Raw genomic sequence first — 17,115 nt, 5'->3', positions numbered from 1 at the left:
CATGTTAGACTTTAATGAAGAGTTGGAAAAGTTTCAGCCTTGTGCAGATTTAGAAGACGCGGAAGAAAATTTTGATGGAGACGAGTTAGAACAGATCAAACAGAATAAAACTGAATTATATAAAGCAAACCAGATGATCAAAAAGTATAATCAGGCGTTGAATTACGCAAAACAGGGAAACGATGACCTGGCGATGCTTCAGCTGAAAAATGTGGTGGCGGCCATCCCGAATTTTACCGATGCGTACCTTTTGATGGCGCTGCTGTCCATGAAGGCGGAAGATTACGGAACTGCAAAGGATGCACTGGATCAGATTTTCGCCATTGATCCTGAAAATGAATCTGCAAAAGAGTATATGAAGGAATTCAAGGCAGAGCCGGAAGAAGAAGTAAAGGCAGAAGAAAGAAAAGAAAAAAAGGAAAAGAAAGAACGGAAGGAAAGAAAAGAGAAGAAAGAGAAAAAGGAAGCGGTACAGGATGCTCCGAAGTCAAAACTTTCCAATCCGTTTGGCGGCGGCATTTCACAGGAAAGCGGAAAGACAAAGAGTCCGATGTTTTATATGGTCGCAGGAATCATCATTGGAATCGTCGTTGCAGCCGTTTTGATCTATCCTACTGTGAGAGCAAGCTTTAAGAGTCAGGCTTCCAGTCAGTCAGAAGACTACCAGGAACAGCTGCTCACCAAAGAAACGCAGTTAAAAGAAGCTCAGGAAGCTCAGAAGAAGGCAGAAGACGAGCTGGAAGAATACACAAAGAATGGTGAAAAAGGCGGAATCTACGATACTCTTTTAACTGCAATGCAGGATTATACAGATAATAAATATGACGAGGCAGCTATAGCGCTGTTAAGCATTGACGGGAATAAACTTACAACAGATAATATGAAAAAAATATATACAAATCTGACCAAGAAGGTTTATCCAAGGGCTTACAGCAGTCTGTACAGCAAAGGATTAAGCGCTTATAAATCAAAAGATTATAAGACAGCGATCACATACCTGACCAATGCGACAAAAGCCGATAATACACAGGTAAACGCTTATTATTATCTTGCGAGAGCCTATGAAGACAGCAAAGATACAGACAATGCAGTGAAGATTTACAATCAGATCATTAAGAAGTTCCCTTCCACAAGAAGCGCAAGCACAGCAAAACAGAAAGTGAGCCAGCTTCAGTAATTCTGCGGAAGGCAGGGTGAAACACAAAAGATAAAAGAAAGAAGAATGGAAAAGAAACACATTCTTCTTTTCTTTTATCTTTTTTTGTTTATAAAGGAATAATGCCATACAGGGGATGGTGTTTTGAAAAAAGAAAGAGAGGCGACAGAATGTCAACGGAATATCAGGTAGAAAATCGGACATTGTATATTCGTCTGGATGGAGAACTGGACCACCATCTGGCGAAAAAAGTCCGGAGGCAGTGTGAAGTAATCTTAAAATCCTATCCGATCCGGGATATCGAATTTGATTTTTCAAAATCAGGATTTATGGACAGTTCAGGAGTGGGCGTGATCCTGGGACGGTACAAACAGGTGCAGCCAATGGGCGGGACAGTTTCCATCAGTCATATGAATGAGGCGGTAAAAAGAGTGGCTCATATGGCAGGGCTGAACCGGATCATAAAAGAAAAATAGAATCAAGTGGGAGGAGAGAAGATGATACATTTAGAGTTTAACAGTGAATCTGAAAATGAAGGAATTGCCCGTGTGGTAACGGCGGCATATATGATGCGGTTTGATCCGACAGTGGAGGAGATGGCAGATGTAAAGACTGCGGTATCAGAGGCAGTTACAAACTGTATCGTACACGCCTATGAAACCGGGGAAGGCAGGGTGATTCTGGACATTTCACATGAAGGAAGGTGTATGACCATAACAGTGGAAGACTTTGGCGTTGGAATTGAGGACGTTGAGAAGGCAATGGAACCTATGTATACAACAAAAGCTGAGGAAGAGAGAACAGGAATGGGATTTTCTTTTATGGAAGCTTTTATGGACAAGGTGGAAGTGATATCAGAGCCAGGACGGGGGACGAAAGTCATCATGGAACGGACCATTGGAGGGACAGAAGCTTTTCATGGATAAGACGAGGGAACTGCTGCGGCTTACCAAAGAAGGAGATGAAGAAGCAAGAGAAAAAATCGTGGTAGACAATATGGGGCTGATCTGGAGTGTCGTAAAACGATTCACCAACAGAGGATATGATCCGGAAGATCTGTTTCAGGTCGGCAGCATCGGTCTCATGAAAGCGGTAGATAAATTTGACCTGTCCTACGATGTAAAGTTTTCAACCTATGCAGTGCCGATGATTACGGGCGAAATCAAGAGATTTTTAAGAGATGACGGAATGATCAAAGTAAGCAGGTCTTTAAAGGAGAATGCTTATAAGATCCGGCAGGCCATGGAGGCATTTTCCATGGAACATCAGCGGGAGGCAACTCTGGATGAGCTGGCGAGGGAGACAAATCTCGGGAGAGAAGAGATCGTAGTAGCTATGGAGGCAAACAAAGATGTGGAATCTCTTCATCAGCCGACTTATCAGGGAGACGGCAGCGAAATTCTGCTTATGGATCGTCTGCCAAAAGAAGAAAATGAAGAGGAGGCAGTGATCAATCATGTCATACTGGAAGAATCCATGAAAGAGCTGTCTCCGGAGGAAAAAGAACTGATCCAGTACCGGTATTTTCAGGGAAAGACCCAGCAGGAAATTGCAGGCATTCTTCACATTTCTCAGGTGCAGGTTTCCAGGCTGGAAAAAAAGATATTAAGAAGACTGAGAGAACAAATCATTGGACATTCCGGAAAAATGTGCTAAAATGGAAGTATCAAATCTGTGGACAGATCGTCCATTTTCCCAAAACAAAGGAGAAACATTTATGATATATCAGGAAAAATCGGTAATGGAACTGCGTGAAATTGCCAAGGAACGAAAGATGAAAGGAATTTCTGCATTAAAGAAAAAGGAACTGATCGAAGCGCTGGAAGCCTATGATCAGAAACATAATCAGAAAAAAAATACAGGAAAGGAATTTCCGAAAAATATAAAAAGTCTGGACAGTGGGGAGAAGGCTAACGGTATTCTGGAAGTCATGCCGGATGGATATGGTTTTATCCGGTGTGAGAATTATCTGCCGGGAGAGAATGATATTTATGTATCTCCGGCCCAGATTCGAAAATTCAACCTGAAGACGGGAGATATTTTATCCGGCGCAATCCGTGTAAAAACTCAGAGTGAAAAATTCAGCGCCTTATTATTTGTAGAATCAGTCAATGGATATCCGCCGGAAACAGCAGCAAGAAGAAAACATTTTGAAGATCTTACGCCAATCTTCCCCCAGGAGAGACTGAACCTGGAAACAGGGTCCGCGTCTCTGCCTATGAGGATGGTGGATCTGCTGTCTCCGGTAGGAAAAGGTCAGAGAGGAATGATCGTTTCGCCGCCAAAGACAGGAAAAACCACATTATTAAAACAGATTGCCCAGAGCATCAGCAGCAATTATAAAAATATTAAGCTGATCGTACTTCTGATCGATGAGCGCCCGGAAGAAGTAACAGACTTTAAAGAATCCATCGAAGGAAAGAATGTAGAAGTGATTTATTCAACTTTTGATGAACTTCCGGAGCATCATAAAAGGGTGTCAGAGATGGTACTGGAAAGAGCAAAGCGTCTGGTGGAACATCAGGAGGATGTAGTGATCTTACTGGACAGTATCACCCGTCTGGCGCGGGCCTATAACCTTACGGTACCGCCAAGCGGAAGGACACTGACCGGAGGACTGGATCCGGCTGCTTTGTATATGCCGAAGAAATTTTTCGGAGCGGCCCGCAATATGAGAGAAGGGGGAAGCCTTACCATCCTTGCCACGGCTCTGGTGGAGACAGGAAGCAAGATGGATGATGTTATTTTTGAGGAATTTAAAGGAACCGGAAACATGGAAATCGTGCTTAGCAGAAAGCTGTCAGAAAAGAGAATCTTCCCTGCGGTAGATATTGCAAAATCGGGAACCAGAAGAGAAGAACTGCTTCTGAGCAAAGATGAGATTTCCGTAGTAACGGCTTTGCATAAAGAACTTTCAGGCAGCAGGTCAGAAGAATTTTTAGAGCAGATGCTGGATTTGTTTAAGCGGACCAGAAGCAATGCGGAATTTGTTGAACTGACAAAAAGATCTCTCCTGCGAAGATAAGATGATTTTTAAAAATTAAGAAAAAGTATTTGCAATCTTTCCATTCATGTGATAGAATAAAAAAGCTGTTATAAAAACAAGAAATGACGAAAGTCAAAGTATGTATACGTTGGCAAAATCCAACAGAAATTATAAGAAGAGGTGAAAAACATGCGTAAAGGAATCCATCCAAAATATTATCAGGCGAAGGTAGTCTGCAACTGTGGAAATGAATTTGTAACAGGATCAACAAAGGAAGACATCCATGTGGAGATCTGTTCTAAATGTCATTCATTCTACACAGGACAGCAGAAAGCGACACAGGCTCGCGGACGTATTGATAAGTTCAATCGTAAATATGGTGTTAAGTAGAAAAACTGGAAATCAGGTTGAGGTTATCTTTTAATCTCAGCCTTTTTTATTGCAAAGAATAAAGGAGAAAATCATGGCGGTTCGTATAGGAGGACAGGCAGTGATGGAAGGCGTAATGATGAAAAATATGGATCGTTATGCCGTTTCCGTAAGAAAACCGGATGGGAAAATAGAGACAAAAGTCAGGAAATGTGTAAGTTTTGCAGAGAAACATCCGGTCTTTAAGCTGCCGGTCTTAAGAGGAGTGGTCAATTTCGTGGAATCCATGGTCATTGGCATTTCCACCCTGAACTATTCTGCAGGTTTTTTTGAGGAAGAAGAGGAGACACAGCCTGGAAAGATCGATCAGATGCTGGATAAGATCAGCTCCGGAAAGGGAGAAAGCATTATGATGGCGTTTGTGCTGATTATTTCTCTGGCAATATCCATAGGGCTTTTTATGGTTCTGCCGTATCTTGCATCAGAGCTTCTTGGACAGTGGATTCGGAATGAGTATATCATCCTTCTGGTGGAAGGATTGATCCGAATCGGAATTTTTCTGGGATATATTGTGCTGATTTCCAGAATGGAAGATATTAAAAGAGTGTTTATGTATCATGGCGCAGAACATAAGACGATCAACTGTCTGGAAGCGGGAGAAGATCTGACGCCGGAAAATATCAAAAAGCATTCAAGGCTGCATAAACGATGCGGCACCAGCTTTATTTTCATTGTAATGATCATAAGTATGGTGTTCTTCTTCTTTATCCGGGTGGACACAATCTGGCTCAGAGTCCTGCTGAGGCTTCTCCTTCTGCCGGTAGTGGCGGGAGTTTCCTATGAGTTTATTCGGCTGGCAGGAAACAGCGATAATCCCCTGGTGCAGATTTTCAGCAAGCCGGGACTTTGTCTTCAGAGACTGACAACAAAAGAACCGGATGAATCTATGATCGAAGTAGCGGTCGCATCGGTAGAAGGCGTGTTTGACTGGAGAGAATATTTAGAAAAGGAAAGAAAATGCCATGAATAGAAGAGAATGGGTTGCTTATGGACAGGAAATGCTGGAAAAAGAAGGAATTGAAAATGCCTCCGGAGAAGCGTGGTATTTGTTTTCTGAATGTCTGGGCGTCAGCAGGGAAGATTATCTGTTCGGAATGACAGAAGAAGTAACGGATGTATCCGGCCTGCAAAAATATCAGGAAATGCTGCAGAAAAGAGCGAAAGAGAGATGTCCGCTTCAGTATCTGCTGGGAACCCAGGAGTTTATGGGGTATTCTTTTCTTGTAAATCCGGATGTTCTGATTCCCAGGGCAGATACGGAGACTGTTCTGGAGGAAGTGATGGCCACAGGGATCCGTCCGGAGACGATTCTGGATCTGTGCACAGGCTCCGGCTGTATTGCGGTCAGCCTGGCGCTTCTGATGAAACCCAGACTGTGTATTGGGACAGACATCAGCCCCCGGGCACTGGATGTGGCAAAAGCAAATGGAAAAAAACTCTGTCCTATGGTAGAATTTGTAGAGAGTGATCTGTTTGAGCAGGTGGAAGGAACGTTTGATCTGATCATTTCAAATCCGCCGTACATCAAAACGGAAGAATGCAGAGAACTGATGCCGGAAGTCAGGGATCATGAACCAATGCTTGCCCTGGACGGCAGGGAAGACGGTCTGTATTTTTACCGTAAGATCATAAAAGAAGCCCCCGGCTATCTGAATCCAGGAGGAATGCTTGCTTTTGAGATCGGATATGATCAGGGAGAGGCAGTAAAGGGAATGATGCTGAAACAGGGATTTCATTCCGTAGAAATAAGGAAAGATCTGGCAGGACTTGACCGGCTGGTTTTTGGAAATAAATAAGAAGGAGAAGATTATGTTTGATAAATTAGAAAGTTTAGTGGATCGTCTGGATACTGTACTGCAGGAATTAAACGATCCGTCTGTGGCATCGGATCAGAACCGATTCCGGGATTTGATGAAAGAACAAAATGAACTGACTCCGATCGTTGAGAAATATAAAGAATACAAGGCGGAAAAACAAAATGTGGAAGAGAGCCTTGAGCTGCTGAATGAGGAAAGCGATGAAGAGATGAGGGTGCTTGCCAAAGAAGAACTGGCAGAATCCAAGGATAAAGTGGAAAAACTGGAAGAGGAGCTTAAGATCCTGCTGATCCCGAAAGATCCAAATGATGATAAAAATATTATCGTTGAGATGAGAGCAGGAGCCGGCGGAGATGAAGCCGGTCTGTTCGTTGCGGATGTAGCAAGAATGTACCGCAGCTATGCAGAAAGACGCCACTGGAAGGTGGAAACCCTGAGCTTTAATGAAAGCGGTATCGGAGGATTTAAGGAACTGGTGTTTATGATTTCCGGACACGGAGCTTATTCCAGATTTAAGTATGAAAGCGGTGTCCACAGAGTTCAGAGAATTCCGGCGACAGAATCCGGAGGAAGAATCCATACGTCCACGATCACAGTAGCGATCATGCCGGAAGTGGAAGAAGTAGAAGTAGAGATTGACTTAAATGACTGCCGTTTCGATGTATTCCGTGCGTCAGGAAATGGAGGACAGTGTGTCAATACGACAGATTCCGCGGTTCGTCTGACTCATATTCCGACAGGAATCGTTGTTTCCTGTCAGGATGAAAAATCACAGTTAAAGAACAAAGATAAGGCATTGAAAGTCCTGAGATCCCGTTTGTATGAGTTAGAGCAGCAAAAAGCTCATGATGAAGAAGCGGCCAAGAGAAAGAGCCAGATCGGTACAGGAGATCGTTCTGAAAAAATCCGTACGTATAATTATCCTCAGGGGCGTGTAACAGATCACAGAATCAAACTGACACTTCATAAGCTGGATTCTATTATGGATGGAGATCTGGATGAACTGATCGACAGCCTGACAGCAGCTGACCAGGCAGCGAAACTGAGCAATATGGAAGAAGAATAAGAGAAAGTATCTGAGGTGCGCGATGAAAGATGGATTTATTAAGGTTGCATGTGCAACGCCAAAAGTGAAGGTTGCGGATCCGGAATATAATGCCGGAGCCATGATAAAAATCATAGAAGAAGCAGAGGGCCGGGGAGCGAACATTCTGGTCTTTTCAGAACTGACAATCAGCGGTTATACATGCGGAGATCTCTTTTTGCAGCAGCCGCTGCTGAAAGGATGCACAGAAGGACTTCTTAAAGTCGCAGCTGCTACAAAAGGCAGAAATATGCTGGTAGTCGCAGGATGTCCGCTGGTGGTAAAACAAAAATTATATAACTGTGCCGTGGTGATCCATGAAGGAAAAATCCTGGGAGCAGTGCCAAAGACCCACCTTCCGAATTATTCCGAGTTCTATGAACTGCGTCACTTTGCTTCCGGAAAAGGAATGGATGAAGTGATCCGGCTGGGAGAGATGGAAGTTCCTGTCTGTACCGATCAGCTGTTTGTATGCCGGGAGATTCCGGAACTGATCATTGCCTGTGAGATCTGTGAAGATCTGTGGGTGCCGCTGCCTCCGAGCACATATCATGCCATGGCAGGCGCGACAGTAATCTGCAATCCATCGGCCAGCGTAGAAACAACGACAAAAGAAGTTTACCGCAGAAGTCTTGTATCCAACCAGTCAGCAAGGCTTCTGGCAGCGTATCTCTATGCCAACGCAGGAGAGGGAGAATCTACACAGGATGTGGTCTACAGCGGCCATCATCTGATCTGTGAAAATGGATCTGTGCTTGCAGAGGCAGAGCGTTTTACCAATGAAACAATTTATGCAGACATTGATGTACAGCGTCTGGCGGCAGAAAGAAGAAAGATGACATCTTTCCCAGGCGGCGAAACCGGATCCTGCCGCGAGATTCCATTCTCACTGGAAATCCGTGAAAATCCAATTTCCAGGACATTTCCAAAGGCTCCGTTTGTGCCGGATAATAAAGAAGAGAGAGAAAAAAGATGCAATGAGATTCTGTCTCTTCAGTCTATGGGGCTGAAGAAGAGACTGGAACATACCGGCTGCAAACATGCGGTGATCGGTATTTCAGGAGGACTGGATTCCACTCTTGCGGTCCTGGTAACGGCAAGAGCCTTTGATATGCTGGAGATTCCAAGAGAAAATCTGATCTGCGTGACAATGCCGTGCTTTGGAACGACAGACCGCACTTATCAGAATGCGGTTTCCCTGGTTCATGAATTAGGAGCTTCGCTGAAAGAGATCCGGATCGAAAAAGCCGTAAGACAGCATTTTGAAGATATCGGACATGATGAGAATGTGCATGACGTAACTTATGAGAATTCTCAGGCAAGAGAAAGAACTCAGATTTTGATGGATCTGGCGAACCAGTATAATGGAATGGTTATTGGAACCGGAGATATGTCAGAGTTGGCTCTGGGATGGGCAACTTACAATGGGGACCATATGTCCATGTATGCAGTCAACTGTTCCGTGCCGAAGACTCTGGTGCGGTATCTGGTTCTTTACTATGCCGACACAACAGAAAACAAGAAGCTGTCTGAGGTGCTGATGGATGTGCTGGATACCCCGGTCAGTCCGGAACTGCTTCCGCCGGTGGATGGTGTAATTTCTCAGAAAACAGAAGATCTGGTAGGACCGTATGAACTTCATGATTTCTTCTTATATTATATGCTGCGGTTCGGATTCCCGAAAACGAAATTATACCGGATCGCAAAGCAGACATTTGAAGGTGTTTATGACGATGAGACCATCCGCAAATGGCTGGATAAATTTTACTGGAGATTTTTCAGTCAGCATTTTAAACGTTCCTGCCTGCCGGACGGACCAAAGGTTGGAAGCGTGGCGGTATCTCCAAGGGGAGATCTGAGGATGCCGAGTGACGCAAGCCCTGCAGCTTGGCTGTAATTAAGAATAAAATAGAGTTTTTATACGTGACATATATCAGCAAAAAAGTGACATTTGTAAATGGGATAAGATGACAATTTACAGATGTCACTTTTTCTTATGCTTGTTAAAATAATTCATATAGTACGACAGCAGATTTATTTGATCTTGTCGTGCGACATACGGTGTCATAGATGGATAAAAGGGCCTTTTTGTTTATCGTATCCAAAAGAAGAAGGAGGAATTTATGAAAAAAGTTTTGACCAGGATGACGACATCCGCAATTGCTGCGACGATGGCAGTGGGCGGCTTTGTTCTTGTTGGAAGCAATTCCAGTGCAGTAATGCCCCAAACAGCATTTCAAAGAGTGGTAAATGCGGCTGAGAAGTCTCAGTCTCTGAATTGGAATGTCAGCGGCAATTACAAGGAAGAAAACGGAGCAATTACCTGCGATTCCATCGGCAAGGGAGACTCTTTCCTATTCAGTGAAACAACAGGAAAAGATTTTGTCTATGAAGCGGATATCCAGTTTAAAGAACGAAAAGGAGCTGCATCTTTGATCATGCGTTCCAATGGAAAAACGGATGACAAGAAAGAAATGTATGTTGCCAATATCAATGGTGAGAGCGGTGCAGTAAGGTTGTTCAAATTTGAGGGAAATGATGCCCCCGATCTGTTCAAGGAACAAAAAGTCAGCCTGACAGATGACAATACCTATCACTTGAAAGTGGTAGCCATTGGAAGCCACATGGTATATTACATCAATGACAAACTGGTGATGAACACAGCAGACTACACAATGGGAGATGATGCATCGAATAATGCCGCTGCAGTACTTGGCGGCTAGGATGATGCCTTGACAGAAGGACAATTTGGTTTCCTTACATGGGAAGCAAATGTTGTGTACAAAAATGTGAAAATGTCTTCTATTACAGAGGGAAACACTCCGCAGTTATCTGGACTGACGGCAGAAAGCAACGGCGGGAAAGTAGATAAGAAAATTGCATTTGACCAGGATCAGTATGTTTATATTACATATGTAACCAATTCCACGCAGAGCGTAAAGTTAGTTCCGGAAAAACAAAATGCTGACACAGAGATTACGGTTACAGATGAAGATGGAAAAGAGGCAGATATCAACAGCCTTCCAGTTACAAAAGAAAAGCAGACATATACATTGACAGCAAAAAATGGAGATGCTGAAGTTGTTTATCGGGTCAGGATCCATAAAATGCAGCCGGATGCGGAATATTACAATGAGGACTACCGGGGACAGTATCATTATTCTGTAAAAGACGGATGGGGCAATGATCCAAATGGTACAATATATTTCGGTGGAAAATATCATCTGTTTTATCAGTACTATGATAAAGAAGCATGGGGACCTATGCACTGGATGCATGCCACCAGCGAAGATTTAATCCATTGGGAAGAAGATACCATTCAGTTTTATCCGGATGAATATGGAGCAATGTATTCCGGATGTGCGGTAACTGCTGATCACAGTACTGCGCCGGATATTTTTAAAGAAGGCGAAAGTGGAATTGTATTTTTGATCACTGCAGATGGCGGCAGCGAGGGACAGAAGATTATTGGAGCCTACAGCAAAGATGGGAAAACGTTCCACAAATATAAAGATGGAAAAGTTTTGCTCCATTGGAAAGATGACAGCCTCCAAAATAAAGCATTCCGTGATCCGAAAGTATTCCGCTATGAGAATCAGTGGTTTATGGTAGTTGCGGGAGGACCACTTAGAATTTATTCTTCTAAAGATTTAGTAAATTGGAAACAGGAATCTGCATATCCAGATCTTAATACAGAATGTCCGGAACTTTATCCTCTTGCAGTATATGATGAAAACGGAGAGAAAACCGGAGAACATAAATGGGTATTAAACCGCGGGGGACGAAAATATAAGATTGGTGATTTTAAACAGGCCGATGGAAAATGGACCTTTGTGCCGGATGAGCAGTATAAGAGTACCAATGCAAATGGCATGGGAAATGAAGACAACGATGGTATCATGAATTTCGGCCCGGATTCTTATGCAGCTATGACATATTATGTCAGTGATTTTGGAACAGAAGATAATATGAAGCTTCCAGATTTAGTAGCCATTAACTGGATGAATACATGGGAATCAGGTTTCTGCAATGCCATCCCTTATGCCAATGGAAATACCGTGTTCAATGGAACCTATAATCTGGAGTGTACCCTTGGAGTACAAAAAGAAAGTGATGGAAAGTATTATCTGACACAGACTCCGATTAAGGGATACAAGGATCTGAGAGATACTGAGAATAAGGTTGAAGTGAAAGATGCTACAATTACAGAAGACAATAATCCGTTAAAAGACTTTGACGGCGACAGCTATGAGATTGTAGCTACGATGAAACCAGAAGATGATGCTACAGAAATCGGATTTAAAGTAAGAACTGGTGAAGGAGAAGAAACAGTTGTAAAATATAATACTCAGACAGAGCAGATGACGATTGACCGAAGCAAATCTGGAACGCTGGTTGCCAATGGAGATATCAATGTCCGCGGACAGAAAGTGACAAAGAATGACGATGGAACGATTGATTTCCATATTTACGTGGACCGCAGTTCTGTGGAAGTATTTTCTAAAGACTACACAGTTGCCGGAGCAATGCAGATCTTCCCGTCTATCGCAAGCAGAGGACTGGAAGTATACAGCAAAGGCGGCGATTCCAAGGCAGATATTACGGTATATCCTCTGCAGACAATCTGGACAGACAAAGAAGCAGCTCCAACAGGACTCCGTCTGAATAAATCCAGTCTTGAAGGTTATGTAGGGGATGAATTCAGCTTAAATGCAACAGTTGTACCGCTGGGAACACAGGAAGATGTTGTTTACACTGTAGAAGGCGATGCAGTCAAACTGTCTCAGAATGGAGCCAAAGCATCCATTACAGCTGTTAAAACAGGAAAAGCCACGATTACCGTCAGCTTAAAAGACCATCCGGAGATTAAAAAGACCTGTGAAGTGACAATTCGGGAGAATAATTTTAAGACCAATTTAACAAAATTCAATGCAGTAGCAGGAAAATGGTACATTGATGGAGAGACTTACTATGGAAGTCACAATGACAATGGATTCCTGTTTGCCGATAAAGTAAATACGGATAAATTTACTTATGAAGTGGATGCTAAATTCAATTCCGGTATCTTAAACTTTATTTTCCAGTCTCAGACACAAAATGCTTTTGATGGATGTTATGCGGTCCAGCTGGCAGATAACAGAGTCCGCTTATTTGATTTCAAAGGAGATAAGACATTTGCGGAGACAAATACTCTTGAAAAGGCAGATGACGGAAAATACCATGTAGAGATCAAAGTAGATGGATATCATATTATTGTTACTGTAAATGGAAAACAGTACATTGATACCGAAATTACAGACAAGGATCATCAGTACAGCGAAGGATATGTCGGACTTGGATTGTATAATGCATCTGCTGAGTATCAGAACTTCTATATTAACACAAACAGTCCGGTAACCAAGATTGTGACAAAGGTTAATGATCTGTATCCGGCAATCAACAGCAGCCTGGAAGATATGAAGAAAGCACTGCCAGAAAAAGTTGTTGTTGCGGGAGATGATTTTGTGAAAAAAGATCCGGCAGAGATCAACTGGGATTGGAGCAAGGTGGATCCTGACAAACCTGGTGTTTATGAAGTAACAGGAAAAGTCGGCGAAGCATCAACAACAGTGAAAGTAACAGTCCGCTCAAATAAAGAGTTAGCAGCATTGACAAAACAGCAATATGATCCAGAAGACTATACGGCGGACAGCTATAAAGCCTACGAAACAGCTCTTGCAAAAGCAAAAACTGTACTCCAGAATGCGGATGCGACACAAAAAGAAATTGATGCAGCATCTGATGCACTGAAAGATGCGATCAGCGGATTGAAAAAGGAAACATCTTCTATCACAATCAGTGCACCGTCTTCTGTCTATGAAGGAGAAAAGGTTCAGTTGAAAGCATCTGGAAAAGGCATAAGCAAGAAAGTAAAATGGAGTGTTTCTCCAAGTAAAAATGCTTCCATTAATGGAAATGGCGTTCTGCACGCAAAATCAGCAGGAAAGGTCACTGTGACAGCACAAAGCGGCTCTCTGAGAAAATCAGTAGAAATTACGATCAAAGCCGCAGGAATTAAGATTACGGCTCCTCAGTCTATCAAAGCCGGTCAGTCAGTAACTCTGAAAGCAGAAGGTTATGGAGTTTCAGGATCCGTACAGTGGAAAATCAGCAATAAATCTATTGCTTCCATTTCAAAATCAGGAGTCCTGAAAGGTCAGAAAGCCGGAACAGTTCAGGTAACCGCCAAGATTAAAAACTACAGTGATACAGTAACAATTAGAGTAAAATAATATAATTTCCCGAAAGAAGGATTGTTCAAAAAAAAGAACAATCCTTCTTTTTTTGTCAATATTTTCATTAGAATTGCACATATGTGCAAAGATTGAAAAAATGTAGAACAGAATTTCAGAAAGTGATAATATGTAAACAACTTAAAGGAAGGCAGTCATAAAAAGAAAAAAGAACGAACAGGAGGAAGAAAATGAAAGAAGTCATTGCAGCAGAAAACATTAAGTTAAAGGTGGAAGCTTCAGACTGGAAAGACTCTATGGTCAAGTCAGGACAGCTTCTGATTGACAGCGGGTATATTACCAAAGATTATATTGATCTTACCATCCAGTGTGTACTGGATAACGGACCTTATATTGTAATTGCCCCGGGACTTGCATTGTCACATTCAAGACCGGATGTCAGTGTAAAGAAAACAGGTCTTAGTCTGATTACATTAAAAAAGCCGGTCTGTTTCAACTGTGACAATGATCCGGTTGACATTGTTTTGACACTTGCGGCGACAGATGATACGGCACATCTTGAGAAACTTCAGGGAATGGCAGAGTTTATTTCAGAAGAGGAAAATATCGAATTTATCCGCAGTGCATCTTCTCCGGAAGAAGTCGCAAAGGCAATCAATGAATTCGAGCCAGAAGAATAGCAGAAAGGAAGAAAGAGGATGGAAATATTAAACACAATTTTTACTTTTATCTCCAACAACATTCTGACAAAAGCAGAATTGTTTGTAGGACTGATCGTACTGGTAGGATATATCCTGCTGGGAAAAAAATGGTATGAAACACTTGCCGGATTTATCAAAGCGGTTGTAGGATATATGATCCTGACAGTAGGTTCAAACGGTCTGATCACAACATTCCGGCCAATTCTTAGTGGATTGAATCAGAAATTTAATTTGAATGCCGTTGTTATTGATCCTTATTTTGGTCTGAACGCGGTAAACGCAGCATTAGAAAATATCGGATTATCCGCAGCATGGACGATGACTTCTCTGCTTCTGGCATTTATCTGGAACATTATCCTGCTGATTTTCCGAAAATATACAAAACTCCGCACGCTTCTGCTGACAGGACATATCATGGTGCAGCAGGCAACAACCGTTACCTGGATCGTATTCCTGTTTATCCCGCAGCTTCGCAACATCTGGGGAGCTGTGGCAGTCGGAATCCTGGTAGGAACTTACCAGGCAGTATTTTCAAATCTTACCGTTGAGCCAACGGATCGTCTGACAGACGGCGAGGGAGGATTTGCCATCGGTCATCAGCAGATGTTTGCAATCTGGCTGGCAGATAAACTGGCTCCAAAACTTGGAAAGAAAGAAGATTCCATTGAGAATCTGAAACTTCCTGGATTCCTGCAGATGTTCAGCGACAATGTAGTATCTACTTCTGTTTTGATGTTCGTATTCTTCGGAATCATTATGGTAGTCCTGGGAGAAGACTTCATGAGAGGCATTGATGATACATTTACAGCGACCACAGCATTCCCATTCTACATATTCTCCAAAGCATTAAGCTTTACGGTTTACTTAAATGTACTGCAGGCCGGTGTTCGTATGTTCGTAGCTGAACTGACAGAGTCTTTCAAAGGTATTTCTGACAAACTTCTTCCAGGAGCAATCCCGGCTGTTGACTGTGCTGTATCTTATGGATTTGCACCGGCAAATGCAGTGACTGTTGGATTCTTCTGCGGAGCTATTGGACAGTTCCTGGCAATCGCAGGACTCTTGGTTTTTCATTCACCAGTTATGATCATCGCAGGATTCGTACCGCTGTTCTTCGATAATGCCAGTATCGCAGTATACGCAAATCACCGCGGCGGAGTAAAAGCAGCAGTAATCTTATCCTTCTGCAGTGGAATTATACAGGTTCTTGGCGGAGCACTTTGTGCGGCACTGCTTCAGCTGGTAGCATTCGGAGGATGGCATGGAAACTTTGACTTCTCAACCATCTTCCTTGCAGTATCTTATGTTGTAAAATATCTGAAGGTGCCTGGAGTTATCATCTGTGTGATCGCAATGCTGATCATTCCACAGATCCAGTACAGAAGATCCGACAAAGAAAAGTACTTTACCGTAGGCCAGGAAGAAGAATAGAACATTTCGTGAATCCGGGCTGCCGGCAAAAGATGAAAGAAGCAAAAGCAATATAACAATTTACAATATATATTTAGGAGGTAATTATTATGAAAATCAAAGCAATCGCAGCATGTGGAAATGGTATGGGATCCAGCCAGATGATCAAAATGAAAATCAACAAGGTGTTTAAAAAATTAGGTATTGACGCTGAAATCGGACATATGAGTGTTGGAGAAGCAAAAGGTGTTGCAAACAACTATGATATGGTATTTGTTTCTGAGACTTTTACTTCTCAGTTCAAACCTGGAAAAGACACCAAGATCATCGGACTGAAGAATTTATTATCAGAGAAAGAAATTGAATCTAAGATCAGAGAAGCACTGGATATGCCGGCTGAGTAATCGAGGTGGATTCATATGTATGATATTAAGAAGAATCCTCTTGGAATCTATGAAAAAGCCATTCCAAATGATTTTTCCTGGAAAGAGAAGATGCAGGCAGCCAAAGCGGCAGGATTCGATTATATAGAGATTTCCATTGATGAGTCAGATGAACGTCTTGCCAGGCTGGACTGGAGCGATCAGGAAATTGATGAAATCCGTTCTTATATGGAAGAAACAGGAATTGTCATCCCGACCATGTGTTTAAGCGGTCACAGAAGATTTCCATTCGGCAGCAAAGACGAAGCTACGAGAGAAAAAGCTTTTGAGATCATGGAGAAGGGGATTATCCTGGCACAGAAATTAGGAGTGCGCTGTATTCAGCTTGCAACCTATGATGTGTATTATGAAGAATCTGATGAAGAAACAAAAAGAAGATTCCTGGACGGAATGAAAAAATCAGTAGAAATGGCAAGCAGAGCGGGAGTGATTCTGGCTATGGAGATCATGGATACTCCGTTTGTGGGAACGATCTTAAGGGCTATGCATTATATTAAGGAAATACCATCTCCTTATTTTAAAATTTATCCGGATATGGGAAATCTGACACAGTTCAGCAATGATGTGGAGAGTGAATTTGAGCTGGGAATCGCGCAGACGGCAGCAATCCATGTAAAAGAGACAAAGCCAGGCGTATTTAAAAATGTTCCATTTGGAGAAGGAACCGTACGTTTTACAGATATCTTTAAGAAATTAAAGGAATTGAACTATACGGGCATGTTCCTGATCGAGATGTGGGCAGATAATTCCAGAAAACAGACAATGGAAGAAGCAGTAAAAACCATAAAAGATGCAAGGCTTTTTGTGGAAGACAAGATGAAAAAAGCAGGCATGAAACATGAAGCATAGGAGAACA

The 17,115-nt window shown here is 42.5% G+C and carries 16 protein-coding genes; all 16 read left to right on the top strand.

Translation table 11 applies throughout. From position 1 onward, the window contains the following. Position 1: 1 nt before the first annotated feature. The 16 genes from JMF81_RS10250 to JMF81_RS10175 all read left to right on the top strand — a co-directional run bounded on the left by JMF81_RS10250 (position 2) and on the right by JMF81_RS10175 (position 17,108). On the top strand, positions 2–1,177 hold the full coding sequence (locus JMF81_RS10250; RefSeq protein WP_201311362.1) for a tetratricopeptide repeat protein: 1,176 nt from the start codon (positions 2–4) through the stop codon (positions 1,175–1,177). Between the two features lie 149 nt (positions 1,178–1,326). Next, a complete protein-coding gene (locus tag JMF81_RS10245; protein WP_201311361.1) occupies positions 1,327–1,632 on the top strand; it encodes an STAS domain-containing protein in 306 nt (101 codons plus the stop codon). 21 nt (positions 1,633–1,653) lie between these two features. Further along, positions 1,654–2,082 carry an anti-sigma F factor gene (gene spoIIAB, locus JMF81_RS10240; RefSeq protein WP_201311360.1) on the top strand — a complete coding sequence of 143 codons (429 nt, stop codon included), beginning with the start codon at positions 1,654–1,656 and terminating at the stop codon, positions 2,080–2,082. Beyond that, a complete protein-coding gene (locus JMF81_RS10235) occupies positions 2,075–2,812 on the top strand; it encodes a SigF/SigG family RNA polymerase sporulation sigma factor (protein WP_201311359.1) in 738 nt (245 codons plus the stop codon). Before spoIIAB ends, JMF81_RS10235 begins: the two co-directional genes overlap by 8 nt. A gap of 61 nt (positions 2,813–2,873) precedes the next feature. Next, a complete protein-coding gene (rho, locus tag JMF81_RS10230) occupies positions 2,874–4,181 on the top strand; it encodes a transcription termination factor Rho (RefSeq protein WP_201311358.1) in 1,308 nt (435 codons plus the stop codon). 150 nt (positions 4,182–4,331) lie between these two features. Beyond that, the gene (gene rpmE, locus JMF81_RS10225; protein WP_201311357.1) at positions 4,332–4,532 is read left to right on the top strand and encodes a 50S ribosomal protein L31; all 201 of its coding nucleotides are present in this window, start codon (positions 4,332–4,334) and stop codon (positions 4,530–4,532) included. A gap of 73 nt (positions 4,533–4,605) precedes the next feature. After that, positions 4,606–5,541, top strand: a complete 936-nt coding sequence (locus JMF81_RS10220; RefSeq protein WP_201311356.1) for a DUF1385 domain-containing protein — start codon at positions 4,606–4,608, stop codon at positions 5,539–5,541. Then, on the top strand, positions 5,534–6,367 hold the full coding sequence (gene prmC, locus JMF81_RS10215; RefSeq protein ID WP_201311355.1) for a peptide chain release factor N(5)-glutamine methyltransferase: 834 nt from the start codon (positions 5,534–5,536) through the stop codon (positions 6,365–6,367). The genes JMF81_RS10220 and prmC overlap by 8 nt, the downstream gene beginning before the upstream one ends. Positions 6,368–6,380: 13 nt before the next feature. Continuing rightward, positions 6,381–7,454: a peptide chain release factor 1 gene (gene prfA / locus JMF81_RS10210; protein WP_201311354.1), complete on the top strand. Its 1,074-nt coding sequence runs from the start codon at positions 6,381–6,383 to the stop codon at positions 7,452–7,454. Between the two features lie 22 nt (positions 7,455–7,476). Then, complete coding sequence (locus tag JMF81_RS10205; RefSeq protein WP_201311353.1) at positions 7,477–9,369, top strand: NAD(+) synthase; 1,893 nt, start codon at positions 7,477–7,479, stop codon at positions 9,367–9,369. 226 nt (positions 9,370–9,595) lie between these two features. Next, a complete protein-coding gene (locus JMF81_RS10200) occupies positions 9,596–10,195 on the top strand; it encodes a family 16 glycoside hydrolase (protein WP_201311352.1) in 600 nt (199 codons plus the stop codon). Between the two features lie 9 nt (positions 10,196–10,204). Next, positions 10,205–13,744: a GH32 C-terminal domain-containing protein gene (locus tag JMF81_RS10195; RefSeq protein ID WP_201311351.1), complete on the top strand. Its 3,540-nt coding sequence runs from the start codon at positions 10,205–10,207 to the stop codon at positions 13,742–13,744. A 191-nt stretch (positions 13,745–13,935) separates the two neighbouring features. Continuing rightward, the gene (locus tag JMF81_RS10190) at positions 13,936–14,385 is read left to right on the top strand and encodes a PTS sugar transporter subunit IIA (RefSeq protein WP_201311350.1); all 450 of its coding nucleotides are present in this window, start codon (positions 13,936–13,938) and stop codon (positions 14,383–14,385) included. 18 nt (positions 14,386–14,403) lie between these two features. Then, positions 14,404–15,837, top strand: a complete 1,434-nt coding sequence (locus tag JMF81_RS10185) for a PTS ascorbate transporter subunit IIC (protein WP_201311349.1) — start codon at positions 14,404–14,406, stop codon at positions 15,835–15,837. 89 nt (positions 15,838–15,926) lie between these two features. Then, a complete protein-coding gene (locus tag JMF81_RS10180; RefSeq protein WP_201311348.1) occupies positions 15,927–16,220 on the top strand; it encodes a PTS sugar transporter subunit IIB in 294 nt (97 codons plus the stop codon). Positions 16,221–16,235: 15 nt separating this feature from the next. Next, positions 16,236–17,108, top strand: a complete 873-nt coding sequence (locus JMF81_RS10175) for an L-ribulose-5-phosphate 3-epimerase (RefSeq protein ID WP_201311347.1) — start codon at positions 16,236–16,238, stop codon at positions 17,106–17,108. Positions 17,109–17,115 lie beyond the last annotated feature (7 nt).

The sequence above is a fragment of the Anaerostipes butyraticus genome, assembly GCF_016586355.1.
GTDB classification, from domain to species: Bacteria; Bacillota; Clostridia; order Lachnospirales; family Lachnospiraceae; genus Anaerostipes; species Anaerostipes butyraticus.
Note: the sequence above shows the minus strand (reverse complement) of the source record. Positions and strands in the feature narration are given on the sequence as shown.